At 47.0% G+C, this 26,503-nt stretch carries 23 protein-coding genes; 5 read left to right on the forward strand and 18 right to left on the reverse strand.

Features of this window, described 5'->3' with window-relative positions; genetic code table 11:
• Positions 1-64: 64 nt before the first annotated feature.
• The 3 genes from OH458_RS07160 to OH458_RS07170 all read right to left on the reverse strand — a co-directional run bounded on the left by OH458_RS07160 (position 65) and on the right by OH458_RS07170 (position 2,407).
• Positions 65-733 carry an OmpA family protein gene (locus OH458_RS07160; RefSeq protein WP_038139069.1) on the reverse strand — a complete coding sequence of 223 codons (669 nt, stop codon included), beginning with the start codon at positions 731-733 and terminating at the stop codon, positions 65-67.
• A 132-nt stretch (positions 734-865) separates the two neighbouring features.
• Positions 866-1,549, reverse strand: coding sequence for a DUF2786 domain-containing protein (locus OH458_RS07165; RefSeq protein WP_005470790.1), 684 nt, complete (start codon positions 1,547-1,549; stop codon positions 866-868).
• Positions 1,550-1,726: 177 nt separating this feature from the next.
• The gene (locus OH458_RS07170; RefSeq protein ID WP_269977774.1) at positions 1,727-2,407 is read right to left on the reverse strand and encodes a DUF3334 family protein; all 681 of its coding nucleotides are present in this window, start codon (positions 2,405-2,407) and stop codon (positions 1,727-1,729) included.
• A gap of 201 nt (positions 2,408-2,608) precedes the next feature.
• Between OH458_RS07170 and ydiJ the strand changes: the two genes are divergently transcribed.
• On the forward strand, positions 2,609-5,641 hold the full coding sequence (gene ydiJ, locus OH458_RS07175; protein ID WP_269977775.1) for a D-2-hydroxyglutarate dehydrogenase YdiJ: 3,033 nt from the start codon (positions 2,609-2,611) through the stop codon (positions 5,639-5,641).
• Positions 5,642-5,708: 67 nt separating this feature from the next.
• Positions 5,709-6,170, forward strand: a complete 462-nt coding sequence (locus tag OH458_RS07180; protein WP_269977848.1) for a methyltransferase family protein — start codon at positions 5,709-5,711, stop codon at positions 6,168-6,170.
• Between the two features lie 57 nt (positions 6,171-6,227).
• Here OH458_RS07180 and hutH read toward each other — a convergent pair whose 3' ends face one another.
• The 5 genes from hutH to hutC form a co-directional block, all read right to left on the reverse strand.
• Positions 6,228-7,766: a histidine ammonia-lyase gene (hutH, locus tag OH458_RS07185; RefSeq protein ID WP_269977776.1), complete on the reverse strand. Its 1,539-nt coding sequence runs from the start codon at positions 7,764-7,766 to the stop codon at positions 6,228-6,230.
• Between the two features lie 20 nt (positions 7,767-7,786).
• Positions 7,787-9,484, reverse strand: coding sequence for a urocanate hydratase (gene hutU / locus OH458_RS07190; RefSeq protein ID WP_269977777.1), 1,698 nt, complete (start codon positions 9,482-9,484; stop codon positions 7,787-7,789).
• Between the two features lie 88 nt (positions 9,485-9,572).
• Positions 9,573-10,586, reverse strand: a complete 1,014-nt coding sequence (gene hutG / locus OH458_RS07195; RefSeq protein ID WP_269977778.1) for a formimidoylglutamase — start codon at positions 10,584-10,586, stop codon at positions 9,573-9,575.
• Positions 10,579-11,745, reverse strand: a complete 1,167-nt coding sequence (gene hutI / locus OH458_RS07200; RefSeq protein WP_443088501.1) for an imidazolonepropionase — start codon at positions 11,743-11,745, stop codon at positions 10,579-10,581. Before hutI ends, hutG begins: the two co-directional genes overlap by 8 nt.
• Before the next feature lie 170 nt (positions 11,746-11,915).
• A complete protein-coding gene (hutC, locus tag OH458_RS07205) occupies positions 11,916-12,629 on the reverse strand; it encodes a histidine utilization repressor (protein ID WP_269977780.1) in 714 nt (237 codons plus the stop codon).
• A 210-nt stretch (positions 12,630-12,839) separates the two neighbouring features.
• Here hutC and OH458_RS07210 point away from each other — a divergent pair, with 210 nt between their 5' ends.
• On the forward strand, positions 12,840-13,583 hold the full coding sequence (locus OH458_RS07210) for a sporulation protein (protein WP_038189115.1): 744 nt from the start codon (positions 12,840-12,842) through the stop codon (positions 13,581-13,583).
• Positions 13,584-13,638: 55 nt separating this feature from the next.
• Here the strand turns inward: OH458_RS07210 and OH458_RS07215 are convergent, their stop codons facing one another.
• Positions 13,639-14,412 carry a phosphoribosylglycinamide formyltransferase gene (locus tag OH458_RS07215; protein WP_038215080.1) on the reverse strand — a complete coding sequence of 258 codons (774 nt, stop codon included), beginning with the start codon at positions 14,410-14,412 and terminating at the stop codon, positions 13,639-13,641.
• A 314-nt stretch (positions 14,413-14,726) separates the two neighbouring features.
• Here OH458_RS07215 and OH458_RS07220 point away from each other — a divergent pair, with 314 nt between their 5' ends.
• The gene (locus tag OH458_RS07220; protein WP_269977781.1) at positions 14,727-15,374 is read left to right on the forward strand and encodes a thiopurine S-methyltransferase; all 648 of its coding nucleotides are present in this window, start codon (positions 14,727-14,729) and stop codon (positions 15,372-15,374) included.
• A gap of 43 nt (positions 15,375-15,417) precedes the next feature.
• Here OH458_RS07220 and purT read toward each other — a convergent pair whose 3' ends face one another.
• Positions 15,418-16,593 (reverse strand): formate-dependent phosphoribosylglycinamide formyltransferase, encoded by a 1,176-nt coding sequence (gene purT, locus OH458_RS07225; RefSeq protein WP_269977782.1) that lies wholly within the window; start codon positions 16,591-16,593, stop codon positions 15,418-15,420.
• 368 nt (positions 16,594-16,961) lie between these two features.
• On the opposite strand from purT, the gene OH458_RS07230 reads away from it, so the two are divergent.
• Positions 16,962-18,167, forward strand: a complete 1,206-nt coding sequence (locus OH458_RS07230) for an HD-GYP domain-containing protein (RefSeq protein WP_269977783.1) — start codon at positions 16,962-16,964, stop codon at positions 18,165-18,167.
• A gap of 49 nt (positions 18,168-18,216) precedes the next feature.
• On the opposite strand, the gene cdd is transcribed toward OH458_RS07230, so the two are convergent.
• From cdd to OH458_RS07270, 8 genes are all read right to left on the reverse strand, one after another.
• Positions 18,217-19,104, reverse strand: a complete 888-nt coding sequence (gene cdd, locus OH458_RS07235) for a cytidine deaminase (protein WP_005470699.1) — start codon at positions 19,102-19,104, stop codon at positions 18,217-18,219.
• Positions 19,105-19,359: 255 nt separating this feature from the next.
• On the reverse strand, positions 19,360-20,037 hold the full coding sequence (locus OH458_RS07240) for a CidB/LrgB family autolysis modulator (RefSeq protein WP_269977784.1): 678 nt from the start codon (positions 20,035-20,037) through the stop codon (positions 19,360-19,362).
• Positions 20,037-20,402, reverse strand: a complete 366-nt coding sequence (locus OH458_RS07245; protein ID WP_038138294.1) for a CidA/LrgA family protein — start codon at positions 20,400-20,402, stop codon at positions 20,037-20,039. Before OH458_RS07245 ends, OH458_RS07240 begins: the two co-directional genes overlap by 1 nt.
• Positions 20,403-20,557: 155 nt before the next feature.
• Positions 20,558-21,982: an exodeoxyribonuclease I gene (gene sbcB, locus OH458_RS07250; RefSeq protein ID WP_269977785.1), complete on the reverse strand. Its 1,425-nt coding sequence runs from the start codon at positions 21,980-21,982 to the stop codon at positions 20,558-20,560.
• Positions 21,983-22,126: 144 nt separating this feature from the next.
• Complete coding sequence (locus tag OH458_RS07255) at positions 22,127-22,921, reverse strand: TrmB family transcriptional regulator (RefSeq protein WP_269977786.1); 795 nt, start codon at positions 22,919-22,921, stop codon at positions 22,127-22,129.
• Between the two features lie 52 nt (positions 22,922-22,973).
• Positions 22,974-23,870, reverse strand: coding sequence for an ROK family protein (locus tag OH458_RS07260; protein ID WP_269977787.1), 897 nt, complete (start codon positions 23,868-23,870; stop codon positions 22,974-22,976).
• A complete protein-coding gene (locus tag OH458_RS07265) occupies positions 23,870-25,651 on the reverse strand; it encodes a glycoside hydrolase family 13 protein (protein WP_269977788.1) in 1,782 nt (593 codons plus the stop codon). Before OH458_RS07265 ends, OH458_RS07260 begins: the two co-directional genes overlap by 1 nt.
• Before the next feature lie 18 nt (positions 25,652-25,669).
• Positions 25,670-26,503 carry a sugar ABC transporter permease gene (locus OH458_RS07270; protein WP_005470771.1) on the reverse strand — a complete coding sequence of 278 codons (834 nt, stop codon included), beginning with the start codon at positions 26,501-26,503 and terminating at the stop codon, positions 25,670-25,672.

Consider the following 26,503-nt stretch of genomic DNA (forward strand, 5'->3'; position numbering starts at 1 on the left):
GCGAGACAAATAAAAAAAGTGGCTTCAAGGAAGCCACTTATCTTTTATTAAAACGTATTCTCAGTTACTTCAACGGAAGAATTTGAATCTCAACACGGCGGTTACACGCACGGCCTTCTGCTGTGCTGTTGGTGCAAAGTGGGTAACGTTCACCATTGCCACGAGCAATAGCACGACCAGCCGCAACGCCTTGTGACACTAGGTAAGAACGGACCGATTCAGCACGACGCTCTGATAGGATTTGGTTGGTCGTATCGCTGCCTGTGCTGTCTGTATGGCCTTCAATAACCAAACTTGTGTCTGGGTATTCAACCAGAATACGAGCGACTCCGCGTAGGGTATTGTGGATGCTGCTATCGAGTTGATACGAGCTAGAGCTGAACCCGATGCCATTTTCTAAGCGTAGAAGAAGTTGGTTTTCGCCAACACGTTCGACCTGAACACCAGAATTTAGCAGCTCTTGACGCAAAGCGGCTTCTTGTTGGTCAAAGTAGTAGCCTACGCCACCACCTACCGCAGCACCACCCGCTGCGCCGATAAGAGCACGCTTACGGCGATCTTTCGCGTCATCACCAGTTGCAACGCCAATTGCTGCACCTGCGATAGCACCAATGATTGCGCCGGAAGTTGCCGAATTTGTCTCTGATTCACCGGTTGTCGCGTTTTGGCGCTGAGTCGCCTGACAACCAGACAGTGCGATTGCGACAGCAAGGGCTAAGGTAATTTTCTTCACAATAAACATCTCCGTGTATCCAGATTCATTGCTCTGGAGTTTTGATTTGCCGAGGAATAAACCCCATCGACGCCTCTATGTCAATTCTGAACAGTGTATTTTACCAAACCTTAACCGAACCTGAACAAGCGCCTAACGCAGCATTTTAGGGGCTTGAGCGCCGTCAATTGGGCGGTTGACCGATACTTTCCGCCCTTTTTTCAAGCCGACCTCGTAATCTTCAGTGAGATTTTTCATCGCCTCTCGAAGCTGTTGCTTAAAGGTCTCTCGGTCTATGTTTTGGAACTCTTTATCGATGTAGTCGTCAATCTTTTTTGCGGATTCTTCATCTGGAGTAATAATAGGCAATTTTTCTAGTGCGCCTTCCACCCAGCCCGATAAAAATGAGTTTACGCGGCGCGTAACTTCGCTAGATGGAGTGCCCGTGCCGGCAAAACTGTTTCTAAAACGGCCCGTTTGCTCGTTCATTTCTCGGTAAATAATGTCGAAAGCAAAGGCAGCAAAAATAGCGCGGTCGGCTTCACCGATGAATTCAGCGCGCTTGAGTCCTTTATGATTTAGAAGTACCGCTTCTACGCCAAACTTGGTGTTAATACCACGAATGATACGTAGCAGCTGAGAGCCAATGTTAGCAGGAAGGAGATGTGTCGATTGGGTTTTGCCCATTTTGATGAACTCAATATCGTCTTTGTCGAGACCATATTTGAGCATCAAGCTATGAGCCATCTTGATGGCGTTTGCTGCTTCATTCACATTCGCAGAGTTACCAAGTTCAAGACATTTAGCAATTTTCTTCAGGGCTTTCTGTTTATTCATCGACAACTAAGAGGTACCTAATTTTGCAAAGTCGGCTATTTTAACGTGTTCTGAGGAAAAACGGAAATGTCGGTAGGGCTCTGGTCACGAAGAATAATAGGGCGTGGTTTAAAAGGCAGTGGTGGGCAAAACGCCACTGCTTAATCAGTGGCGTTCTATTTTTGAAGAACTGAGTGATTAAATACCTAGTTCATCGAAAAGGTCGTCAGCTGCAGATGCGCTTTCTTGCTTTGGTTCAGACTTGCTTGCCATATTTTGACGAGCTTTCTCTAAAATCTCATCAGGGCACTCGTCTTCCGCTGTCTCAAACTCTTCAAGCTGGATAAACTCTGTCTTATCCATCGCTAGCTCAAGGTAGAAAATGTTGCCTTTCTCTGTTGAGAAAGTAACTCGGCGAGCTTGCGGTCGATCAAGGTTAGTATCTACCGACAAAATTACCTGCTTATTCAGCGTTAGCATCTTAGGTTGGTTTTGTGTGATGTGAGTTTGCAAGTCTTTACGCACTTGGTTGGTAAAGTCACCGACCAGTTGGTTCATTAGTTCGCCCAGTACATCCGCCACTTCATCTGAAGTGTGCAGTACAGCCAACTCATCTTCAGGCATGCCCATATTGCGCATGTAGTTTGTGTACACTTCCAATGCCGCCTTGGCCGTGAAGTTGATGACGACGAGCCCTGAAAAACCACCATCGAATAGAACAAAGCAGCCAAAGTCTGGCTTTAGGCTGGTTTTGGTGATTTTTTGCACCATCGCTGAATAGGTGACAGGCGAGCTAGTTGCTGAAGTCAGTACCCCGGATACTGATTGGCAAAGTTTTAAAAGAATATCTTCTGTTGTGATAATTTTATTTTTCTTCATTGATGATTCGCTCATAAAGACACTTTAAATCAAGTCCATGATTTCTAAGTGTGGGAAAGAATTGCGATAAGTTCCAATTTGACACTGCATTTCTGTTTTGATCACCCTTTTAAATGTTGTAAAGTGACACAACTCAAAGATTATAACTTTATATAAAGAACCCAATGCTGATTGGATCAGCGTAGTAGGGGCAGGAAGCAAATGTTACCAAGATTACACTCTCAATCTGATGTGGATCCCGTCGTCATCAGTTTTCTCGACAAATTGCGCCAATCTGGCTTTAGCGGGGACATCGAAAGCCAATATTCTAGCCGTTTAGCGGTCGCCACAGACAACAGTGTTTATCAACAACTCCCACAAGCTGTTGTTCATCCAAAAAACACTCAAGATGTCACTCTTATTGGTAAGTTAAGCGCACATTCCGATTTTGAACGCATCACGTTTTCACCTCGTGGAGGCGGTACCGGGACCAATGGCCAATCCCTGACTTCGGGTATCGTGGTCGATCTGTCTCGCCATATGAATAAGGTACTTGAAATCAATGAGCAGGAAGGTTGGGTCCGAGTTCAAACTGGTGTGGTTAAAGATCAGCTAAATGATGCCGTCCGACCTTACGGGTACTTTTTCTCTCCTGACCTTTCGACCAGTAATCGCGCCACCTTGGGTGGCATGATCAATACCGATGCGTCTGGTCAAGGCTCCTTAAAGTACGGTAAAACGTCAGATCACGTGCTATCGCTTCAAGCGGTATTCGCTGATGGATCGGTTTTAGAATCAGACCTTTCTCATGGCCTGCCCAAAGAAGGTGAGTTCGCCTATCAAGCACTTAAAGTGACCGAGAAGGTTTGTCGAGAAAAGAGAGAGCAAATCAACAAAAAGTTTCCGCCGCTGAACCGTTTTTTGACAGGTTATGATCTGAAAAACGCGCTCGATGATGAGACCAATGAGTTCGACTTGACTCGCGTTCTATGTGGCGCTGAGGGGTCATTGGCGTTTATCACTGAAGCGAAACTCAATTTAACACCGATTCCTAAAGCCAGAACTTTGGTTAATGTGAAGTACGACTCGTTTGATTCAGCATTGCGCAACGCCCCCTTTATGGTCGAAGCCAATGCGCTATCGGTTGAAACCGTCGACTCTCGAGTGCTCAATTTGGCCAAGCAAGATATTGTTTGGCACACCGTGAGCGATCTTCTGACGGACGTCCCGGGCAAAGATATGCAAGGGATCAACATGGTGGAGTTTGCTGGCCAAGATGTGGATGAAGTCGAGTCTCAAGTCGCAGCGTTAACTGCGCGCATTGACCAGATGCTAGAAAATGGCGAGGCGGGCATCATCGGCTATCAAGTGTGTGATGATGTCGCAAGCATTGGTCGTATTTACAATATGCGTAAAAAAGCGGTCGGCTTACTCGGTGCAGCTAAAGGTCGAGCAAAACCTGTCGCGTTTGCTGAAGATACTTGTGTACCTCCTGAGAACTTGGCGGATTTTATTGCAGAGTTCCGCGAGCTGCTAGATGCAAAACAACTCAACTACGGCATGTTTGGTCACGTTGATGCTGGCGTTCTTCACGTAAGGCCCGCTTTAGATCTTTGCGATCCGAAGCAAGAGGCGCTAATGCACCAGATCTCTGATGAAGTGGTGAAGCTGGTCGCCAAATACGGTGGCTTAATGTGGGGTGAGCACGGCAAAGGTTATCGTTCTGAATATGGCCCTGAGTTCTTTGGGCAAGAGCTATTTACTGAGCTGAGGCGAGTTAAAGGTGCCTTTGACCCTCACAACAAGATGAATCCGGGGAAGATTTGTACACCGCTTGAAAGCAATGCTGAACTGGTCAAAGTGACCGATACCAAGCGTGGCTTCTATGACCGACAAATCGATGTGCAGGTGCGTGATAGCTTTAAGCAGGCGATGGAGTGTAATGGCAACGGATTGTGTTTTAACTACGATACGTCATCGCCAATGTGTCCATCGATGAAAGTTACCGCAGATCGTCGTCATTCGCCGAAAGGTCGCGCTGGTTTGGTTCGAGAGTGGCTGCGACAGTTAACCGAGCATGGCATCGATATTCTCGATTTGGAAAAGCAAACCCTAGAACAAACGGCATCGATAAAAACCATGCTTGATCGGGTTCGCAACAGTTTTAATAAGCGCCATGAGTACGATTTTTCGCATGAAGTTCATGAGGCTATGAATGGATGTTTGGCATGTAAAGCGTGTGCCAGCCAGTGCCCGATTAAAGTTGATGTACCGAGTTTCCGCTCGCGCTTCCTCAATATCTACTACTCACGTTATCAACGTCCTGCGAAGGATTACCTCGTCGCTAATATTGAAACCATGCTGCCGTTGATGGCGAAAGCACCAAAGGTGGTGAATACCGCTCTGAAACAGAAGTGGGTGCAAGACCTGACGGCATCAACGGTTGGCTATGTGGATGCGCCGTTAATGTCGGTTCCGACACTAGAGAAGCGTTTGTCAGGGTTGAAGCCATTTGATTTGCAGGCGCTAGCAGCGTTGTCAAAAGAAGACAAAGCAAATCACGTCGTTATCGTTCAAGACCCGTTCACGAGCTATTACGATGCAGAAGTGGTCGAAGACTTTGCAAACCTGATTGTGAAACTTGGCAAAACACCGGTACTGCTCCCGTTTAAACCAAATGGAAAAGCGCAACACGTAAAAGGGTTCCTTAAGCGCTTTGCCAGCAATGCCGCAAATACCGCAGCGTTCTTACAACAAGTTGCGGATATCGATATCCCCTTAGTGGGCGTCGATCCGGCGTTAGTGCTTTGCTACCGCGATGAGTACACGGAAGTGCTTGGAGACAAGCGTGGCGACTTCAACGTACTGACGGCACATGAGTGGCTAGAGCCTCGCCTGAGTGAATTCGAAGGGGTTAAAGAAGGGGTACAAGAGCCTTGGTACTTACTCGCTCACTGTACTGAAAAAACAAAGATGCCTAATGCAGAAAAAGAGTGGGGCAGCATCTTTAAGCATTTCGGTGCAGTATTAAATACGGTACCTGTTGGCTGCTGTGGAATGGCAGGCACGTTCGGCCATGAAGTCGATAAGCTGCAAATGTCAAAAGACATCTATGGTTTGAGTTGGAAACCAAACTTAGAGCAGTTACCGAAAGAGCGCTGCCTAATTACGGGCTATTCTTGCCGAAGCCAAGTCAAACGGTTTGAAGGCATGAAAGTAAAACACCCAGTACAAGTACTGCTTTCGATTCTCTAATAATAAATAGCCCAGCGTTAAGTTGGGCTATTTTTTAATTGTTAACGCAAGGTATTACGTTATGTTTATGGATAAGCTCGAGTTAAAAGTTCCGCCTGTCGCCGTCGTTATCGTTCTTATGGTTATTGTTAATCGTTTGGCTCATGGTTTTACTGACTTGACGATTTCGCTACCAGCACCTGGTGTAGTGTTTTTATTATGCTTCATAGCGTCTGGAATTATCGGCATTGCAGGCGTAGTGGAATTTCGGCGCTCAAAAACAACAGTGAATCCGATAAAAGTCGAGAGTGCTTCAACAGTAGTCGACACTGGAATATTTGCTTACAGCCGAAACCCTATGTATCTGGCTTTGTTGTTATTATTAATCGGGTTTTCATATTGGCACCAAAATATACTGTCTATCATTTTTGCTTTTTCTTATATCTACTATATGAATCGATTTCAAATAAAGCCAGAAGAGAGAGCATTAGAGAAACTGTTTGGTGCGGAATATTTAGATTACAAGCAGAGAGTTAGGCGTTGGATATAAACGTTACGACAAATGATGAGCTAATAAGCCCCTAAATGAGGGGCTTAATTTTATCTGTTAAAAACTCGGTAATATCGCTTCTGGCATAAGGTGGTTGTGAACCGCCAGTTTAAGCAGCGAGTTTGCTTGCTCAATATCCGGTGCAAAGTAGCGATCTTTATCATAGAAGCTGACTTTCTCACGTAGGATTTGTTTCGCTTCTTCAACTCTTGGCGATGATTTTAATGGTGCTCTAAAGTCGATGCCCTGCGCTGCAGATAAGTACTCTACAGCCAAAATGCCTCGAGTGTTTTCCGCCATATCACGTAGTCTGCGACCAGCAAATGTCGCCATCGAAACGTGATCTTCTTGGTTGGCTGACGTTGGCAAGCTGTCGACCGAAGCTGGGTGAGCTAGGGTCTTGTTTTCACTTGCGAGTGCCGCAGACGTTACCTGAGCAATCATAAAGCCAGAGTTTACTCCACCGTTGTCCACCAAGAATGGCGGGAGCTTACTCAAAGCGCTGTCAATCAACAGAGCCATACGTCTTTCTGAGAGGCTGCCGATTTCAGCGATGGCAAGTGCTAGGTTATCGGCGGCCATAGCAACAGGTTCCGCGTGGAAGTTACCACCGGAGATGATGTCGCCATCTTCTGCGAACACAAGTGGGTTATCAGACACTGAGTTTGCTTCAATTTCCAAGATGTCAGCGGCGTTTCGAATTTGCTGCAAACAAGCACCCATTACCTGAGGCTGGCAGCGCAGCGAGTAAGGATCCTGCACCTTTTCACAGCCCGTATGTGATACCCCGATCTCGCTGCTGACATCTAGCATGTGGCGGTAGGCTAGAGCGGCGTCCATTTGACCTCTGTGTCCACGAACGCGGTGAATACGTGGATCGAATGGGCGTCTACTACCTAATGCGGCTTCTACCGACATCGCACCACATACCGTGGCTGAAGCGAACAGATCTTCTGCTGCAAATAAACCTTCTAGAGCAAAGGCTGTTGAAGCTTGGGTACCATTTAGTAGTGCTAAACCTTCTTTAGGTGCTAAAGTGATCGGCTCAAGGCCAGCGATTTTCAGTGCCTCTAATCCAGAAATGATCTTTCCGTTGTGGCGCGCTTCACCTTCACCCAGTAGAACCGTGCTCATGTGAGCAAGAGGCGCTAGGTCCCCAGAAGCGCCTACCGAGCCTTTCTGCGGAACGCATGGATAAACCTGAGAGTTCACCAAATCAATCAAGGCTTGAATCACTTTCAGGCGAATACCGGAATAGCCGCGAGACAAGCTATTGATCTTCAAGACCATCATCATGCGGACGGTTTCATCTGCCATAAGCTCGCCGATACCCGCAGCATGCGAAAGCACGATACTTTTTTGCAGTGTTTCAAGATCTTCAGGGGCGATACGAGTGTTGGCCAGCAAACCGAAGCCAGTGTTGATGCCATAAACCGTGCGATCTTCAGCAATCACTTGCTCGACAACTTTCGTGCTTTCGTCAATGGCCGGAATCGCTTCTGGGTCCAATGAAAGAATCACTGGAGAACGACTCACTTGACGCAGTTCTTTTAAGCTAATAAATCCAGGCTTTAGCTGTAAATTTAACATCTTCATCTTCCTTTATTCAGCTGAGCTTATTTTAGCTTTTTCAGTTCTTCGTTAAGCATCGGTAAATCAAGACCTTGCTGTGCTGCACAGTTTTTCGCGATGTCATAGCCTGCATCAGCGTGGCGCATTACGCCCGTTGCAGGATCGTTATGCAACACGCGAGAAATACGTTGAGACGCGTCATCACTACCATCACAACAGATAACCATACCTGAGTGTTGAGAGAAGCCCATACCGACGCCACCACCATGATGCAAAGATACCCATGTTGCGCCGCCCGCCGTGTTCAGCAGAGCATTGAGTAATGGCCAGTCAGAAACGGCATCTGAGCCATCCATCATGCCTTCCGTTTCTCGGTTTGGACTCGCTACCGAGCCTGAATCTAGATGATCACGGCCGATGACGATTGGCGCTTTTAGCTCGCCGTTTTTGACCATTTCATTGAATGCCTGACCGAGACGTTCGCGATCTTTCAATCCGACCCAACAAATACGAGCTGGTAAGCCTTGGAACTGGATTCGTTCGCGGGCCATGTCCAGCCAATTGTGGAGGTGTGGGTTGTCTGGGATAAGCTCTTTTACTTTTTGGTCAGTTTTGTAAATGTCTTCTGGATCGCCTGATAGCGCCGCCCAGCGGAATGGACCAATTCCCTCACAAAACAGAGGACGAATGTACGCAGGGACAAAGCCTGGGAAGTCGAATGCGTTTTCTACGCCTTCTTCTAGTGCCATCTGACGGATATTGTTGCCGTAATCGAGTGTTGCTGCGCCGCGTTCTTGAAGGTCAAGCATCGCTTTGACTTGCACTGCCATTGACTCTTTTGCCGCTTTAACCACCGCCGCTTCATCTTTGAGGCGCATGTCTGCAGCGTGTTCCATTGACCAGCCTAGTGGCAGGTAACCATTTAATGGGTCGTGCGCAGAGGTTTGGTCGGTAACAACGTCTGGAGTAATGTTACGCTCTACAAGTTCAGGGAACACATCGGCTGCATTGGCAAGTAGGCCCACAGAAACCGGAGTGTCTGATTCGTAGATAATCGCGAGTGCTTCGTCTAGGCTCGTGGCTTTCTTGTCGACGTAGCCAGTACGTAAGCGGTAGTCAATGCGCGACTCATCGCACTCGACAGCAATCATAGAAAAGCCAGCCATAGTGCCAGCGAGAGGCTGAGCCCCCCCCATTCCCCCTAAGCCACCTGTTAGGATCCAGCGCCCTTTAGGATCGCCGTTGAAGTGCTTTTTCGCTACAGAGACAAAGGTTTCGTAGGTACCTTGGACGATGCCTTGTGAGCCGATGTAAATCCAGCTTCCCGCAGTCATTTGTCCGTACATCATCAAACCCTGTTTATCGAGTTCGTTGAAGTGCTCCCAGTTAGCCCAGTGCGGCACCAAGTTAGAGTTAGCGATCAGTACGCGCGGTGCATTTTTATGAGTTGGGAATACACCAACAGGTTTACCCGATTGAACGAGTAAGGTTTGGTCGTCTTCAAGGCGCTCTAGCACTTCGACAATTTTATCGTAGCACTCCCAGTTTCGTGCAGCTCGACCAATGCCACCGTACACGACGAGTGAGTGAGGGTGCTCGGCAACATCTGGGTCTAGATTGTTCATCAGCATGCGAAGTGGGGCTTCCGTCAGCCAAGATTTTGCTCTCAACTGCGTGCCATGTGGGGCACGAATTGTACGGCTAGTATCGAGACGCTTATCTTCTACTTGGCGTTCCGTCATGGTAAGACTCCTTGTGTTTCATGTTATTCAAGTAGTACGAAGCTCTCCAAGCCACCAAAGTGACTTGGTTCCACTACTTGGTTTAATGTTATTTTTCTGAAAATGCGTTGGCGATATCCCAACAAAGTCGAGCGGCTAATCTCGCCGTCTGACTGTCTACGTCGTAGGTTGGGTTGTACTCGGCGATATCGGCAATCACTAGCTTCTGCTTATAGTGCAAAATTCTGTCTAGAAATGGTGCGACGGTATCTATACTCACGCCTCTCGCAGCCGGGGCACTCACGCCAGGCGCTGTCGCCGCTGGAAAGACATCTAGGTCGATGGTGAGGTAGATATAGTCACAGTTATCAATAAAGTGCTGTAATTGAGTTAAGTGATACATGTGGTTGAGATGCGCAAGATCTTTGTCTTCCACGTACCAGACGCCAAGCTCTTCAGCTCGTTTAAACAGTGCTTCAGTATTACTCGCTCGACTGACCCCAAGGCAGGCGTAATGGAATGGCCAATCATGCTTGTTACAGTAATCATAAATTTGATTGAATGGCGTACCTGAGCTTGGTTTTACATCGGCGTGGCTACTTTCAAAGGCCCGTAGATCAAAGTGCGCATCAAAGTTTATAATGCCAATCTTTGGCGGCTGTGACGGGCTAAGGTATTCAAAATATCTCGCGAGGCCTTGAAAGGAAGCCCAAGCGACTTCGTGACCACCACCTAAAGTGATGACAGGCGTTGAGCGCAATGCGGTTGCAATCACATCAGCACAAATTGACTGGTAGTGTTCGAGTAGATCATCTTCGCAGACAACATTACCCAAATCGATAAGCGAGCTTTTTTTATGCCAAGCCATATTCGCTAAAGCGCGGCGGATGAGATCGGGGGCTTTACGTGCGCCTATTCGGCCTTTGTTGCGAGCAACGCCGGCATCGCAGGCAAAACCAAGTAAGCTAACGGCATTGTGATAGGGCTCTAGATCGCGAACTGGAATCTGTTTAATGACATGATGGACGCGTTTCCCGAGCGCACCATCTTCAGCGTCGTGACGTCCTTGCCAATGAAATTCTTGAACTGTTGTGAGCGTTTTATCGCTAGATTGTTCAGACATGATCCAACTCTCCCTGTACGATGCGACTCGATAGGCGTGACACGCCTTGTTGATAGCTAAAGTCAGCAGGGTGGGACACGTCCCAAATGGCTAAATCCGCATCAAACCCTACTTGTATCTGGCCACGACTTTGCCCATATCCTAATGCTTTTGCTGCATGGCAAGTGACACCACGCAGCGCTTCTTCAGGTGTGAGACCAAAGAGGGTACACCCCATATTCATCATCATAGTCAAATCTGCGAACGGTGATGTACCAGGATTCAAATCGGTCGCGATGGCCATCGGTATTTTGTGCTTTCTCAGTAGCTCGATAGGAGGAAGCTTTGTCTCCTTCAAAAAGTAGAATGCGCCAGGGAGCAACGTCGCGACAGTGCCTGATTGAGCCAATGCTTCAACGCCCGCTTGGTCGAGGTATTCGATATGATCGGCGGATAAGCCCTCGTACTGAGCGGTTAACGCGCTGCCGCCTAGATTAGATAGTTGTTCGGTATGCCCCTTAACGCGGAGACCATGCTCTTTAGCGGTAACGAATACACGCTCGGTTTGCGCTAAATCGAAGCCTATCGACTCACAAAACACATCAACGCTGGTGGCGAGTTGCTCTTCTGCTACAAGCGGGATGATCTCTTGGCAGACGAAGTCAATATAGTCATCTGGTTTGCCTGCAAATTCTGGAGGAAGAGCGTGAGCGGCTAAGAGTGTTGTGGTCACGCGCACTTTACGATGATCTTGCAATGCTTTAGCTGCACGCAACATTTTGACTTCGTCACGCAATGTTAATCCGTAGCCAGATTTCACTTCGACTGACGTCACACCGCTGCGTAGCAAACCGTCTAGCCGAGGCAACGCAAGTTCAATTAACGCCTCTTCGCTGGCTTCGCGAGTTGCACGTACTGTCGAGAGGATCCCGCCACCCTGTTTAGCAATCTCTTGATAAGGCAAACCTTTCAAACGCATCTCGAATTCGTTGGCACGGTTACCTGCGTAGACGAGGTGAGTGTGGCAGTCAATAAAGCCGGGAGTAACCAGTTGCCCTTGGCAATCATAGCTTTCCGACTTGGCGGTCTCTACGTTGTCTCCAATCTCGGCGATGATTCCTTGTCGAATAGCAATATTTGTTGGCTCGCTAATCTCATAACCACAATCACCGGCCACCATTGACACGAGTTTGGCGTTAGTAAGCACCAAATCAAATGACGGAGATCGTTGCTGTTTGAACATACTGCATATTCCATTAATTAAATGTATATACAAATACTCATTCAGGATAGTCAATTGATCAAGTGAGATGTTGCGAAAATGTGATCGATGAAAAAGTATGAAATGCTCTAAGAGAGCAGAACTTTAGAACTTAATTTGTAGCGAGTGCCGGGGTGGTAGAGCAATGCTGAGCTCACAAGCTTGTCTTGACTCCACGTACGTCGGTTAAGCAAAAGGCAGGGTTCATTTGCTCCTAACTTTAACGCAGAGCGAACATGGTCGTCGGCGACGATTGCTTCAACGGTATGCTCGATAGCACTGAGTGGGCAGTTTTGCGATAAGTATTGATTGGGTGTGATTTCGGTAAAGTCTTGCTCGAGATACCCTGGAGCGTAAGCAGCATTGACCCAACGTAGTTCATATTGAATGGGTGATTTATCTTCAAAGTGAATGATTTCACTGTAAAAAACAGCCGTCCCTAACATAACGCCGAGTTTAGTCGCGATGGTTTCGTCAGCTTGGAGCGCGGTTTGAGTTACCACTTTGCTTGAGTAGGATTTACCTCTATGGGTGACTTCTTCTGCAATATTTCGGATATCGAGCAAAGGTGATTCCGCTTTATCTTCGTTGCTACAGACAAACGTACCTAGGCGAGGTCTGCGCTGTAACTTTCCTTCAGCTACGAGATCCCGAATTGCTTTATTTACCGTCATCCGACTGACATTAAATTGTTTGGTCAGCTCAATTTCAGTAGTAATTCGATGTCCAATTGGCCAATGACCAGACTCAATGTTGTCGTTAATGTACTTTTTGATTTGAAGATAAAGCGGGGAGTTACTCATTGGATGACATCGCAGTATACTTATTGACTATACAAATGGTTATACATTTGAAAGGATATTGCAAGTCACGCTGCAAAAGCCTTGATGGTAAACCTCATGAAAAAGTGCGAAAGCGTGAGTGTTTTCAGAAAAATAGTCGATAAAGGGCTTGCTTAGTTGTAGCGGTACACGTTAAATCAATGCAAACAACGACAATCAAAAGGAAAGAAGATGTTTGGTAAGTTGAAAGCATCCTTGGGTATTGGCGCTGCAAAAGTCGATACCGTTTTAGAAAGTATGTCAGTATTTCAAGGTGAAACCCTTAAAGGGACAGTTCACATACAAGGTGGTGACGTTGAGCAGCAAATTGATGCCATCAATTTAAAGCTGTGTACGGAAGTAAAAGTGGAAAGTGATGATAGTGTGAGCTACCAAGACTTCATCATCGGCAAGCTGCAAGCCGTTCAGCCTTTCACCATTCAGCCTGGTGAAAACAAGCAAGTTCCATTTGAATTGAAATTAGATGATGAGACGCCAATTACGGCGCTTAATGCATTAAAGAATCAGTGTCACGTCTGGGTAGAAACCACGCTTGATATCGATTTTGCAATTGACCCGAAAGATCGTGATTTTGTTGAAGTGAAACCACTTCCTGTGGCAGCGAAAGTGATTGGCTTGATTGAACAAGCGGGCTTTTCGATGGTGAAAGCGGATGTTGAAAAAGGGCACTTACGTGGCAGTAATTTCTCTTCGAAGTCTGGCTGCTACCAAGAGATTGAGTTTCGAAACAATGGCTTCATCAATAAGAAAGAGATCGAACTGTCGTTTATTTTAGATGGTCGTGTCATGCACTGTTTAGCAGAGGTCGACCGCTCACTCAGCATGAGAGGCGATCAGTATGTCTCTTTCACACTGGCGTTAGATGCGAGTGAGGCTGAAATCAGCTCGGCGGTGAATCGAGTGCTCTCAGTCTAATTGAGCACTGAACAATACATTAAGAGCCCTCATTTGAGGGCTCTTTTGGTAAAGACTATGCGGCGCTGAGGTGTGTCGTGAGGTATGGTTGCCAAGCATGTTGATAAAGCGCTTTAGATTGACTGCGCATCGATTTGATTTGTGCGACCTCAAACTCACTAAACTCGCGGCGCTCTGATGCTGCTTTACGTTCTATTTTCTGAATTTTCTCATACAGATCATGCTCTGGACCGCTTTTCACATCGGCAATGGCTTTCAAATGGACCTGAACTTCCGCAATCAGCTTGGTTTTTGGAAGCTGAACCAGAAGATTTAAATCACGATAACCCGATGCCGCTGGATTTTTGAAGCGGTTTTTCACCTTAACAATGGTGGTTTCGCGATTAAGTACTTCGTACGCAGACATCAGGCTTTCAATGTCGTCTGCAACGATCGTTGCGCGAGCCAAATCGGTAATGCGTTCAGTTTGGCCGTCTAGCTCATAGGCGATCTTTTCTTTTGCACGTTCAGCGGATTTTACGCCTGCGAAATAAGCGTCTGTGGATGTGAGTAGTGCAGTACTTTTACAGATAGTTTCAAGTTCAGCTTGAGCTTGGTGTGCTTTGCTATAAAGGATATCGAAGTCTGAGTAGGGTTGAAGTGGTGTAGAAGCGATCGGTTTAATACCGTAAAGGCCGCTTAAATTATGCTTGAATGCTTTTGAACAGACTTCATTTTGATTCGCTGGACGGTTTTCCTCACTGCCAGGTGCTGGTGGTACAGCAGCAAAAGCAGGCGCTCGGCTGAGCATTAAAAGCATTAGGGCCGTCGTACGTAGGAAAAGGCTCATTCACTCTCCTTAGAGTCGTTGCTTAGGAAAAAGGTGTCGAAAAAGGTTTCAATCACTAAGCTTGACGATTCTACATTTCATATCTTGGGGCTAAAGCTCCGATTCCAATAGCGATTTTTGCTTCTCTATCCAATCTTTGAACTCTGTCCCATTTCTTTGGAGTGACCAATTTGGATTAAGTTCATCACCAAGATGTAACCAAGTATAAAGCGCGCACCTGAACCTAATCTGAACGGAAATTTAAGAATCAGATTGTTAATAGATAGGGCTTTCGCTAGGCTAAGCGCAAGTGAAGTCAGTGACAGAGAATAACAATGAAAGACCCAGAATTTTGGCATTCTAAGTGGGCGGCCAATCAAATTGGATTCCACCTAGAAGATGTTAACCCGCTGCTTATCGAGTATTGGAAGCATACAAACCCAACGCATGACTCGAAAGTGTTTGTTCCCTTGTGTGGTAAGTCGGAAGATCTTGTTTGGCTAGCGACAAAACACGCCGACGTACAAGGTGTTGAGCTAAGCAATATTGCGGTACGCGCTTTTTTTGCTGAACACTTCTATACACCAATGGTGATGCCAGTTAATGGTCAACACGAGCTGTTTCAGTTTGATGAGCTCTCGATCTATGTGGGAGATTTTTTCACGGCGCCGATTCAGCCAGTTGATATAGTTTATGATCGCGCTTCTCTTGTAGCACTACCGAAGGAGATGCGTGGCGAGTATGCTGAGCGCATTAAATCATTGTTAAACCCAGGTGGAAGAATGCTCTTGGTGACACTTGAGTACGATCAATCGCTGATGGCGGGGCCTCCGTTTTCGGTACCAGAGCAAGAAGTAAGAAGCTTGTATGAAGGCTACAAAATTACCCAGTTGCATCGTAATGATGAGGCGGATATGCCACCGAAACTTTCAAAAATTGAAGGGGCTCGAATGACCGAAGTGGTGTATTTGATAGAGTCTTAAATGAAAAGAGCGTTTGGGAAACCAAACGCCCTTTCGATCGCGATTAGTAAATCACTTTTACTTGTGCTGCGCTAGTGACGGCATCTTCGATTGCTTGCTCAATGGAGTCACGACGAGTAATTGCGACACCTAAGCGGCGGCGTCCATCAATATCTGGCTTACCAAAAAGGCGAACTTGGGTTTGAGGTGCTGCGAGCGCTTGCTCTAAACCTTCAAAACGGATGTTTTGCGAAGTGCCTTGGCCAAGAACCACCGCGGATGCTGCTGGGCCAAATTGTGTAATGCCAGCAATTGGCATACCTGTAAAGGCGCGCACATGCAGCGCGAATTCAGAGCTGTCTTGCGACATCAAGGTGACTAGACCTGTGTCGTGTGGGCGAGGGGAGACTTCATTGAAAATAACGGTGTCGCCCTTGATGAAAAGTTCTACACCAAAAATGCCATAGCCGCCCAATGCGTTGACCACTTTTCCTGCGGCGTCTTGAGCGGCGGCCAGAGCTGCATCTGACATTGCTTGTGGCTGCCACGATTCGCGGTAGTCACCATCCTCTTGGCGGTGACCAATCGGAGCACAGAAGTGTACACCGTCAACCGCGCGCGCAGTCAGTAGCGTAATTTCATAATCGAAATCGATAAAGCCTTCAACGATTACGCGTCCAGCCCCCGTGCGACCACCTTCTTGAGCGTAATCCCACGCTTTTTGGACATCATCAGCAGACTTAATAACACTTTGTCCTTTACCTGATGAGCTCATTACAGGTTTACACACGCATGGAATACCCACGGCTTCAATGGCGGCAGTAAAGTCTTGGTAGTTGTCAGCAAAGCGGTAAGGAGAAGTTGTCAGATCCAGTTCCTCTGCGGCTAAACGGCGGATTCCTTCACGGTTCATGGTCAGTTTCGTCGCGTTCGCAGTAGGGACAACATTAAGTCCTTTCGCTTCAAGCTCGACTAACTTATCGGTTGCGATAGCTTCGATTTCAGGCACAACGAAATCCGGTTGTTCTTTTTCGATGATCGCCTCGAGAGCATCTCCATCAAGCATATCCAAGGTGTAGCTGCGATGAGCGACTTGCATTGCTGGTGCATTTTCGTAGCGATCACAGGCAATCACTTCGAGCCCAAGGCGTTGGCACTCGATTGCGACCTCTTTTCCAAGTTCACCAGACCCAAGCAGTAGAACGCGTGTTGCGCTTTGACGTGTAGCCGTACCAAACATAGATAACCCTTATTATTCAGAGGAGAATGAAATTGTAGGCGATCATACGTATCTCGAACCAAAAAGCAAACGTTTGCGTTGGCTGCGCATAAGATAATGGGTGCATGTACTGTAAATTGGTTTTAAAATGCCGCGCAATAGTATGATTTGTAACTAATAATTACCTAATATTATTGATTGTCTTGTAGTTTATGTCGATTGAGATGAGGAAATTGTTTCGATTGCGATTATAATGATATCAATATGGAAGCCGTGTAATTTATAAGTTAAAGAGCGCCAAATCACTGAAATTTCGTCGAAATCTTGTTTCAAGTTTTCCCCAGACGTAAAGGTGGCAAAAACAAATGCTCGGGATATAAAAAGAACAGATGCAGTACGACCTAAAACAATCCATCAAGATACCGATTGATACGCTGACGGTGGGCATGTTTGTTACCGCCATTGAAGACAGCAAACGCGTCAACCTTGCTAATGCAGGGCGAGTACCTACTCAACAAGCAATTCGTCAATTGGTGAAAAATGGCGTTAAGTATGCTTGGGTAGATCAAAGTCTGTCGGTAAAGGGCAGTGTATTTAAACCAGTAAGCGATCAGCCAGAGGTGGAGCCAGAAGGCGCGCCCCCCGCACCGATAAAGCGTAAGAAAATGAGCCGCTTTTCCCAACAGAAAAAAGCCTCAAAGATTATCCGCGAAGCGAAAGGTCTAGCGCAAAAAATTCTTAATCAGACGTTTGAAGGCAAGTCTATTCATGTAGATGAGCTAGATGGCTGGGCGGATGATTTGATTGAGTCCGTGCTGATCGATTCTGATGCGCTTCACTGCGTTTCTGCGTTAAGAAGTAAAGATGAGTACTTACTGGAACACTCGGTCAACGTTGCGACCTTATTGGTCTCATTTGGTAAGCATCTAAACTTACCCAAAGAGACGTTAAAACAGATGGCGATTGGTGGCATTATCCATGATGTTGGCAAAATTAAAGTCGACGACAAAGTGCTCCATAAACCCGCACGCTTAACGCCAGAAGAGTTTGAGCACATGAAGCTGCATCAGGTCTATGCGGGTGAAATCATCAGTACTGTTACTGGGCTGAGCGACATTGCTCGTGACGTATGCTTGATGCACCACGAGAAATTGGATGGGACAGGGTACCCAAGAGGTTTGACTGCTGAGCAGATGCCAACTCATGGGCGTATGAGCTGTATTGTCGATATATATGACGCTCTAACCGCGGATCGCTGTTACAAAAAGGGGATGAGCTCCGCAGAGGCGTTTAAGATTTTGCTTAGCCTGACACCATTTCATCTAGACCGAGACTTGGTCTATAAATTCATCAATTGTATTGGTGTATACCCAGTCGGTGCTTTGGTTGAACTGAGTGATGGTCGGGTCGGCATCGTATGGACTTCCAATGCGGCGGAACCAGTTAAACCTGAGGTCAAGTGTTTCTACTCTCGAAAGTACAAGCGTTTCGTTGACGTGTCATACGTTGATGTAAAACACAGTAAAGTAACCATCGAACGAGCGATTGCCCCAAGCGGCTTAGAAGTGGATCCGACACCGTTCTTTGACGTTTAGGTAAGTGGCAAAGTGAAACAAAAGGCGCTCATTGAGCGCCTTTTGTATTTTATATCGCTAAGTAGGCGACCGGAATATCGGGATTGATTGCTTCCAGTGTTGCCTGTGTATCCGCAAGGTGACTGATGGTACCGTCGGCCATTTCCGCCAGTGCCGCAGACTCTATATTTTGCAAAGATTTACCATCTAGAAGTAGCTGAATCATCGCCACTTGCAGTGGTGGCAAGCTTGGGTTAAACGCCGCATTTTCAGCGTATGCACCTAAGTAAACCTCACCGCTATCGAGTTTAAGACACACGCCACTTAAGTTCTTAGTGTAAGGGGCGTGGCTGCGGTTAAGTGCCTCGACGGCTTTGTTAACCATTTCATCGGTTTCATTCGTATGCTTGCCATGGTCAACGCTAGACATGAGTCCAGACTCGATACCAAGATCGGAAGGGCCAAACGACTCCGGTAGATACTCTTGCAAGGTCATTTCGTCACGCTGTGGTAGCTGCACCACTAACTTATCTGCGGTGGTCAATTCATTCATAAACTGACGACAGTGGCCACAAGGGCTAAAGTTAATCGTAATGTCTGAAATACCTTGTTCGCCTTTCATCCATGCGTGGCTAATGGCTGACTGCTCTGCGTGAACGGTTTGGCCGAGTTGTGCGCCGAGGATTTCGACGTTCGCGCCAAAGTATAAGCGTCCTGACAAACCGCGTACGATCGCGCCTACATAAAAATTTGAGATAGGTGCATAGGAATAAGCGGCAGCAAAAGGAAGCAGCGCGACGCGAAGTTCGTCATCTTCTAGCCCTGAAATGGACAGAAGCTCTGAAAATTGCTGAGGGGAAAGCGTTGCGTCAAAGTCATCAGCTAACAGAATGGGTGATAGGTATTCTGCGATTTGGCTTGGCGCATCAGATAGCGCTTTTTCAATGCGGCTTCTCATGGTGAATCCTTGTGTATACGTTAATTGATATCTTTGGCACGGGCGTCTTTACAGTACAGACATGCCTTGATACTGGTATTTCATTTTATGCGAAGAGTAAAACATTACTGAGATTTAAATCACACTAATCATTGTAACGAATTTATTGTTTGCATAATTAGAGTGAGGTCACACATGGTATCGATTACATAAAGGAGAGGAGTGAGGTCGGTCGAGCTGCGACTGAACAGCTCGACCAAACGTCGCAAAAGTGAGTTAGGCAGCAAGCCAAACGGCAAATGCGAAGAAAGAAGGGGCAAGAATAGAAGTAATCACACCACAAACCACTAAGGCGAGAGAGCTAAATGCGGCGTCTTGACCATCTTTTTCAGCGCAGGTTGCGGTACCCAGCGCGTGGGATACCGTTCCCATGGTAAGCCCTTTGGCAATAGGGTGAGTAATGTTAAGCAAGTTGTAGACAGGGTACGCCACAATCGCGCCAAACAGACCGACGATTAGGACTAAGATCGCGGCAATTGCAGGCTCTCCGCCTAGGTGGCTAGAGACTTCCATCGCGATAGGCGTGGTGACAGATTTACCAAGTAGGCTTGCGATCAGTGTAATGTCGGCTTGCATGTAGACGGCAATCATACTGGCAGTGAGCATCGACATCACGCTACCTACACCGCAGGCAAGCATGATGATTCGCCAGTTTGCTCGGATCTGCGGCAATTGCTCATACAAAGGATAAGCCAGCGCAACGACAGCGGGTTGAAGCAGATAGTTGATCCACTGGTTGTCGGCATAATATGTCTCAAACGGAACCTTCAAATACGTCAGAAGTGGAATGAGTACAGCTAAGCTGATCAAAAGCGGGTTCATAAATGGGCTTTTGATTTTTTGACACAACCAGCGAGCAGCGAAAAAGACAACAAGGGTAACGAATAGCCACATTACTTTTGTCCCCCTTTTAGCATTCGATCAAGCATAAGGCCAAGCAATACAAGAACAATGAATGTCCCACCTACCGCGCTGGCGAGAATAGGCAGCGCATTAGCGAGTAACATATCGAAATGCTCCATCAACCCAACACTGATGGGCACAAACAGAAGCACCATATAGCGAATAAACAAACTTGCGCTTGGGCGTACCCAGTCGACTGGAACAAGTCCACTTGCAAGCAATCCAAAGAGAATCAGCATGCCGATGATGCTACCAGGAATCGAAATGTCGAGAAGATGTTGAATGTTGATGCCCGCGATGAGGCAGAGGAAAATCAGCCCCATTGACACAACGTATTTCAGCACTGTTTTTGCCATAAGTTGTTATCGTCCGAAATTATCATGCGTTGCAAAAACGCAACGTAAAAAACCAACACGGTGTAAACCCATGTTGGTTGGGTGTCAGTGCCTCATGACTGGTAATTATTGTGTATGTGGCTGAGGCATCTGTTAGGGTGCAGGCGTTCTGGTATCTAAGATACTAGCTTTTGTACGTATTGATAAACGGATTTTAAAATAGCTAGCTTCTTTTCATCACTTTCATGTTCGTGAACTAAGTTTTCCAAATTGAGCATATAGTCTTCAATACGACTTTCGAAGTAGTCTCGGCAATGATTTGCCCAGCGTTGCTGTTCTGACTCATCTAAAGTGGCAGGGAAGTTTCGTGCTCGGTAGCGAAATAGTAGCGGCGCAATTCGGTCATCATTAAACGAGATATCAAGCGCCGCTAAATTATTTGGATCGGTTTGGCGAATAATGTCCATCGAGGCTTTATCCGCCGGAGAAAAGAATCCGTCATAAAGCATGCTATCGACATCGTTATCTTTCGCGTACTCCCGGTCGATACTGTATAAGCCAATCAGCTTTTCGCGTATTTCAGGGGTTTGACGCAGACGAGCCAAGTTCTCAAGGCATTGCTCTCGGTTGATACCAATATTCGCGGCGTTTTCTGCGGTTAAGGTTTTCGCAGGCGCAAGTATCGGACACTTATTAAGGTGGACCAGTTTTACCGGGACCGGAAGTTCATCGTCTGCCAGTTCCGAGTGTTTGGTGTACAGGCGCTCATTGAGCTGCTCAACATCCAAATCGAACAGGGGTTGTGGGTCTTTGGCCAAATCGACCATGATCACCGCATTTTGGTTGGTTGGATGCCAAGCCACAGGAACCATCCAACTGGTGTAATTACACTCTCGACCCAACATGCCCGAGACATGCATTAATGGCGTCATGTTAACAATATCAATCAGATCGTTGAGCTTGCGTTTGTGGCGCATACTGAGGAAATAATCAAACAGCTTAGGTTGCGCAGCTTTGATCTTCTTTGCCATTTCAATAGTAGCAACTACGTCGGCCATCGCATCGTGAGCATTTTCGTGTTCAATTCCGTTGGCTTTAGAAAGATGCTCTAGCTTAAAGCTGATAAACCCTTCGTCATTTTCTGGCCACTCAACTCCTTCTGGGCGTAGTGCATAACAAGCGCGCATCACGTCGAGCAGGTCCCAGCGCGAGTTGCCGTTTTGCCAGCTCCAAGCGTAGGGGTCGATGAAGTTGCGATAACACGTATAGCGAGTCACTTCATCGTCGAATCGAATGCTGTTGTAACCCAGGTTAATGGTGTTTGGAGTAGCGAGCTGCTCATGGATCTTGGCGATGAACTCTGGCTCAGACAATCCTTTGGCAACGGCAGTTTGAGGAGTGATACCGGTGATTAATGCCGCTTCTGGTGCGGGTAAGTAATCTGTCGGTGGTTGGCAATAGATAACCAGAGGCTCACCAATGATGTTGAAATCCATATCGGTACGCACACCTGCAAATTGGCAAGGACGATCCTTTGCAGGGCTGGTTCCCCACGTTTCATAGTCGAAAAAGAAAAACGTAGGTTGATGCTCTTGTTGCATTATCTATTTACCAAGTGGTTGAAAATCACTTGAGTATTAGACCACTGCGACGCGAGCAAGGCAACGGTATCGAAGAAATCAGAGCGGTTCTGGCGAGGGTTTAATCAGAGCAAGAGGAGGGTGAGCATGTCACCCTCATGATTGTTAGTGTTTGGCGAGATCGTCCATCACCATCGAGTTGTGTTGTTCGTGAATGGTATTGACGCGGATGCGCTTCTCAGGTTCCAGCTTTTCATATTCCGTGAGGTAGATGTCACTGTGGATGTGCTCAGCGATCATTTTCACCATCAAGCGGTTGTTGGCATAAAGGCCCAAGGTTTCGTCACGGTGAGAAAACATCAGTGCTAGCTTCATATCCGCCACGCACATAAAGCGGTGGGAAGGGTACTCGATTTCTTCGTTGTCAGAGCGAGAATACATTTCGATCTTCTCATGAGGACTCGCTACTTTATTGAATGAGAAAACAATCACACGCACGCCACGTTCAATGGCATCACAAAGCTCTTGTGCAAACAGATTTAAGTTAAAGTCGGTATTGAGGTAAATCTCCAAGTTGGCTTGGTTGATCACTTCTTTGGCTTTTTGCAGCACATTTTCATAGCCGGTGACGTTGTACACAAACTGCTTTTCTTCTTGCAGCATCATCTTCGACAGTTCGGTTTTAAGAATATTGATATTCTCGACGGTCTTTTTCTCAATTTGATTGAAGATCAGTTCTGGCGATTTCGCTTCATACTCTTTGGTATCACCGTCTGAAAGGAAGATGTAGCCGTTGGTATAGAGGTTATCGATCGATGAATAAACTGAAGAGCGAGACAAAGAGATGTCTTTAGCGATTTTGTATCCGCTTGCACGGCCGTTTTTGAGTAGGTTGATGTACACAAGCGCATCGGTTTTAGAAAAGCCGAAATCCATCAGTTTGGTCACTAGATCTGACACAGGTTGTCCTCTGAAGCTGTTCAATTTATTTACCTACTTTAGATTATCATTGTCATCGTATGGAGAGAAAACGATTGTTGTGATTTTTTTCCGAGAAGAGTGCCGCACCCTGAGCAAAAGCAAACGCATCACTGGATAAGGTGATCGAGTCGGGGAGCAAAGAGACGTCGATGTATCGACTCAGTGCCACGAGTAAATCGTCATTGATAGGCGCGTGGCAAACCACGTCGCCAGACAGCAGAAGAGTCTCGGGCATTAACTCGGTTATTGGCTTGGCCAAACTGCGAGCCAGCTGGTCGATAAAGGTACGATACACCCTTGTATCGGTTGGGACCGCGTTAGCGACGCCAGCAAAGATCACCGCAAGCGGTTTGTCTTGCAAGACAATTTGGTGATACTGCCTTTCAATTCCGCCGACCGACAAAAACTGCTCGATACAGTGTTCACTGCTGCACCGACATACCGGCGTTAAGCCATCGACGAGCCAGTCAAAACCAGGAAGTTCGGAGTGTGCCCACGTGTCACACAGACGGCTTGGGCGTAGTTTGCCGTTCTCAAACAACGCCAAACCACAACTGTCGCCGAGCGAAACGCTTAACAAACGCTGGTGGTGTGCAGACACATGCATCGCAGCCGCTTGCGAGTGGCTGACAAGCCGGCATTCGATCGTGAATGTTTGGCTCAGGGCACTCGCGAGTTGTTCTGGAGACGGCTGATGGTAGCTATTGGCAGCCGTGAAGTATTCAGAGCAACTTAGTGTCAGCGCTTTGAGTTCACCAAATTGAATTCGGCTTTTATTGACCAAGCGCTTTAAGGTGTCGAGAAGCGAAGCTGAGTTTGACGAGAGGGGCTCTCGGGCTCGGAGTCGCTCGTGGCCTGCAGCGTCACTGGTGTATGTGTGAATGGATTGGGAATCCAAAGAGATTCCCAAATGAATGGCGCCTTGCATTAGCGAGACACTTTTTCCATGACATAACCATAGGCGTCAAGCTCGTACGGTTTACCACTACATACGACGGTTTTCACTTGGTCGCTGTTATTGAGAATAAAGCGCCACTCACCACGCTGATAGGCGATGCAGTGATCGTCATCTACATCAAGCCAGTCGAGGTAAGGTAGATTGAATGCCGCTGAGCTTTTACGCAGCGAAATGAGGCCCTGAATAAATCGCTTAAATTCAAGATCTTGCTCTGACTCGTCCCAGATCATGCATTTACGGTTATCTTCACTCCCCATGCCACGTTGCCCATCGAGACCCACTTCGCCCCCGTAGTAGATGCAAGGCGCACCAACTTGGGTGAACATAAAGAGGTAAGCCAGTTTCGCTTTGCGTTTGTCACCACCACATAACGAGATGATTCGGGTGGTGTCGTGGCTATCGAGCAAATTAAACATTGCTTCATTCACATTGCGCGGGTAAGCCATGTAGGATGTCGTGACCGTGTTCTTAAACTCTGCCTTATTCAAGCTGGCGATGGCAAAATAATCGGTGATTGCCTGGGTTAACGGGTAGTTCATCAAAGAGTCATATTGATCGCCACGCAGCCAAGGCATCCCTTCATGCCAAATTTCACCGAGGATGTAGCAGTCTGGATTGGCTTGTTTCACTACCTTGCGGAACTCTCGCCAGAAGCTGTGATCGACTTCGTTGGCAACGTCTAAGCGCCATCCATCAATACCAAATTCTTCAACCCAATGCTTGGCAACATCGAGTAAATAAGCGCGACACTCTTCATTCTCGGTATTGAGTTTTGGCATCTCTGCAACGTTGGCGAACGTTTCGTAGTTTAGGTTCCAAAAATCCCATTCCTCTCTTGGCGTGTCTGGGTAAACAGGGAACTGGTTGATCCAAAACCAATCTGCATATTGAGAGTCTTTACCTTTCTCAACCACATCAAGCCATAGCGGTGATTGATCGCCAATATGATTAAACACCGCATCAAGCATCACCTTCATTCCGCGTTTATGTGCTTCGCTAACCAATGCTTTAAACGCTTCGTTGCCACCAAAATGCGGGTCAACGTTGTAGTAGTCCACCGTGTCGTATTTGTGGTTGGCATTAGCGGTGAAAATAGGACAAAGGTAGAGTCCGTTCACGCCTAGATCTTGAAGGTAATCGAGCTTATCGATCACGCCCCATAAATCACCGCCCATAAAGCTGTCGCTGGTGGGTTGGCTGCCCCATGGTAATACGTTGCTCGGGGAAATCTCTGGACGTCCATTGGCGAAACGCTCAGGGAAAATCTGGTACCAAATCGTCTCTTTAACCCACTTAGGTGTGGTTAATACATCGCGAGGGTTAATAAACGGAAAGCAGAAAAAGTTACTTAAGTTACTCAGTTCCACTTCTGCTTGAGTATCCTGAGCGATGTCGACAATGCGCTTTTCACCAAACAGCAGTTTTTCACCACCTTTACCGTAAAGGATAAAGCCGTAACGTGTGCGCTTTTTGGGAGGGGTAAATTCGGCGAACCAGTGATCGTGATGCTCTGATTGGCCTTCAAAACTCATTTCCACTTCATTACCACCGACCCAACCATGGGCGTCACTACCGCCGAGGTTACCACCATCTAAGCCGCCTTCTGCCCAGTGATAAGGGTCTCCAATCCAAAGGGCGACTTTTTCGATTTCACCTTTGGCGCTGCGTAAGCGGATATGCAGCGTGTCATTATCGTAGGCGTAACTGTCCGCACTCTTTGCCGAGTGTGAAAGGGAGCTTCTTGTAATCATGTGTATATCCTGACGTTGTTATTCTTTTACTGCGCCACTGACTAAGCCTGTGGTGATGTGTTTTTGCGTGACCACAAACAGCAGCGTGATAGGTACCGCGACTAAGAGAGAGCCGGCGGCAAACAGAGTAAAGTTCTCTGCGGAGTTGGAAGAGATCCAACTAAAGATGCCAATCGCTAAGGTCATTTTCTCTTCGCTGCGCAGGATGAGCGTTGGCAAAATGAAGTCCATCCAAGGTCCTGTAAATGACACAAGGGCGACGAAAACCAGAATCGGCTTGGCGAGCGGCAAAATGATCTCAAGGAAAATGGTCATGTGACCGGCACCATCAATTTTTGCTGCTTCATCGAGCGAGGTTGGAATCGCATCAAAATAGCCTTTGACCAACCAAACCATGAAGGGGAGTGACCCCGTCACATAGACGAACAACAAGCCAGCGTAGGTGTCGATAAGGTTCATCTTCGACAGCAAAATGTAGATTGCCGTCATGGAGAGAAACGCTGGGAACATCTGCAGAACAAGAATGCTCATCATAATGTTGCGTTTGCCTTTAAAACGGTATCGTGAAAAGACAAAAGCTGAGAGGGTCACCACAACCAGTGAAATCAACATATTCGCCGTTGCTAACAGAAAAGTGTTTTTGTACCAATCAAAGTAAGGCGTATCGTTGAATAGCGCTCGGTAATGGTCCAACGTGAACTCAATTTCCGTAAAAGATGAGCTGAACAAGTTAGTGCCGACTTTGAAAGAAGCCAAGATCGTCCAAAGTACTGGGCCGAGCACCAATAGCGCATTCGCTGTGAGAAACAGATAGACGATCGCGGTGCCGATTTTTCCGATAAATTTGTCCAT

It is taken from the genome of Vibrio sp. MarTm2 (assembly GCF_027587055.1).
Lineage (GTDB): Bacteria > Pseudomonadota > Gammaproteobacteria > Enterobacterales > Vibrionaceae > Vibrio > Vibrio sinaloensis_D.

Bases quoted from the DNA above. Each gene is read 5' to 3' on its own strand.
- OH458_RS07165 (WP_005470790.1), bottom strand. From the start codon at position 1,549: ATGAATAAACAGAAAGCCCTGAAGAAAATTGCTAAATGTCTTGAACTT.
- OH458_RS07170 (WP_269977774.1), bottom strand. From the start codon at position 2,407: ATGAAGAAAAATAAAATTATCACAACAGAAGATATTCTTTTAAAACTT.
- ydiJ (WP_269977775.1), top strand. From the start codon at position 2,609: ATGTTACCAAGATTACACTCTCAATCTGATGTGGATCCCGTCGTCATC.
- OH458_RS07180 (WP_269977848.1), top strand. From the start codon at position 5,709: ATGGATAAGCTCGAGTTAAAAGTTCCGCCTGTCGCCGTCGTTATCGTT.
- hutH (WP_269977776.1), bottom strand. From the start codon at position 7,766: ATGAAGATGTTAAATTTACAGCTAAAGCCTGGATTTATTAGCTTAAAA.
- hutU (WP_269977777.1), bottom strand. From the start codon at position 9,484: ATGACGGAACGCCAAGTAGAAGATAAGCGTCTCGATACTAGCCGTACA.
- hutG (WP_269977778.1), bottom strand. From the start codon at position 10,586: ATGTCTGAACAATCTAGCGATAAAACGCTCACAACAGTTCAAGAATTT.
- hutI (WP_443088501.1), bottom strand. From the start codon at position 11,745: ATGGTGGCCGGTGATTGTGGTTATGAGATTAGCGAGCCAACAAATATT.
- hutC (WP_269977780.1), bottom strand. From the start codon at position 12,629: ATGAGTAACTCCCCGCTTTATCTTCAAATCAAAAAGTACATTAACGAC.
- OH458_RS07210 (WP_038189115.1), top strand. From the start codon at position 12,840: ATGTTTGGTAAGTTGAAAGCATCCTTGGGTATTGGCGCTGCAAAAGTC.
- OH458_RS07215 (WP_038215080.1), bottom strand. From the start codon at position 14,412: ATGAGCCTTTTCCTACGTACGACGGCCCTAATGCTTTTAATGCTCAGC.
- OH458_RS07220 (WP_269977781.1), top strand. From the start codon at position 14,727: ATGAAAGACCCAGAATTTTGGCATTCTAAGTGGGCGGCCAATCAAATT.
- purT (WP_269977782.1), bottom strand. From the start codon at position 16,593: ATGTTTGGTACGGCTACACGTCAAAGCGCAACACGCGTTCTACTGCTT.
- OH458_RS07230 (WP_269977783.1), top strand. From the start codon at position 16,962: ATGCAGTACGACCTAAAACAATCCATCAAGATACCGATTGATACGCTG.
- cdd (WP_005470699.1), bottom strand. From the start codon at position 19,104: ATGAGAAGCCGCATTGAAAAAGCGCTATCTGATGCGCCAAGCCAAATC.
- OH458_RS07240 (WP_269977784.1), bottom strand. From the start codon at position 20,037: ATGTGGCTATTCGTTACCCTTGTTGTCTTTTTCGCTGCTCGCTGGTTG.
- OH458_RS07245 (WP_038138294.1), bottom strand. From the start codon at position 20,402: ATGGCAAAAACAGTGCTGAAATACGTTGTGTCAATGGGGCTGATTTTC.
- sbcB (WP_269977785.1), bottom strand. From the start codon at position 21,982: ATGCAACAAGAGCATCAACCTACGTTTTTCTTTTTCGACTATGAAACG.
- OH458_RS07260 (WP_269977787.1), bottom strand. From the start codon at position 23,870: ATGCAAGGCGCCATTCATTTGGGAATCTCTTTGGATTCCCAATCCATT.
- OH458_RS07265 (WP_269977788.1), bottom strand. From the start codon at position 25,651: ATGATTACAAGAAGCTCCCTTTCACACTCGGCAAAGAGTGCGGACAGT.
- OH458_RS07270 (WP_005470771.1), bottom strand. From the start codon at position 26,503: ATGGACAAATTTATCGGAAAAATCGGCACCGCGATCGTCTATCTGTTT.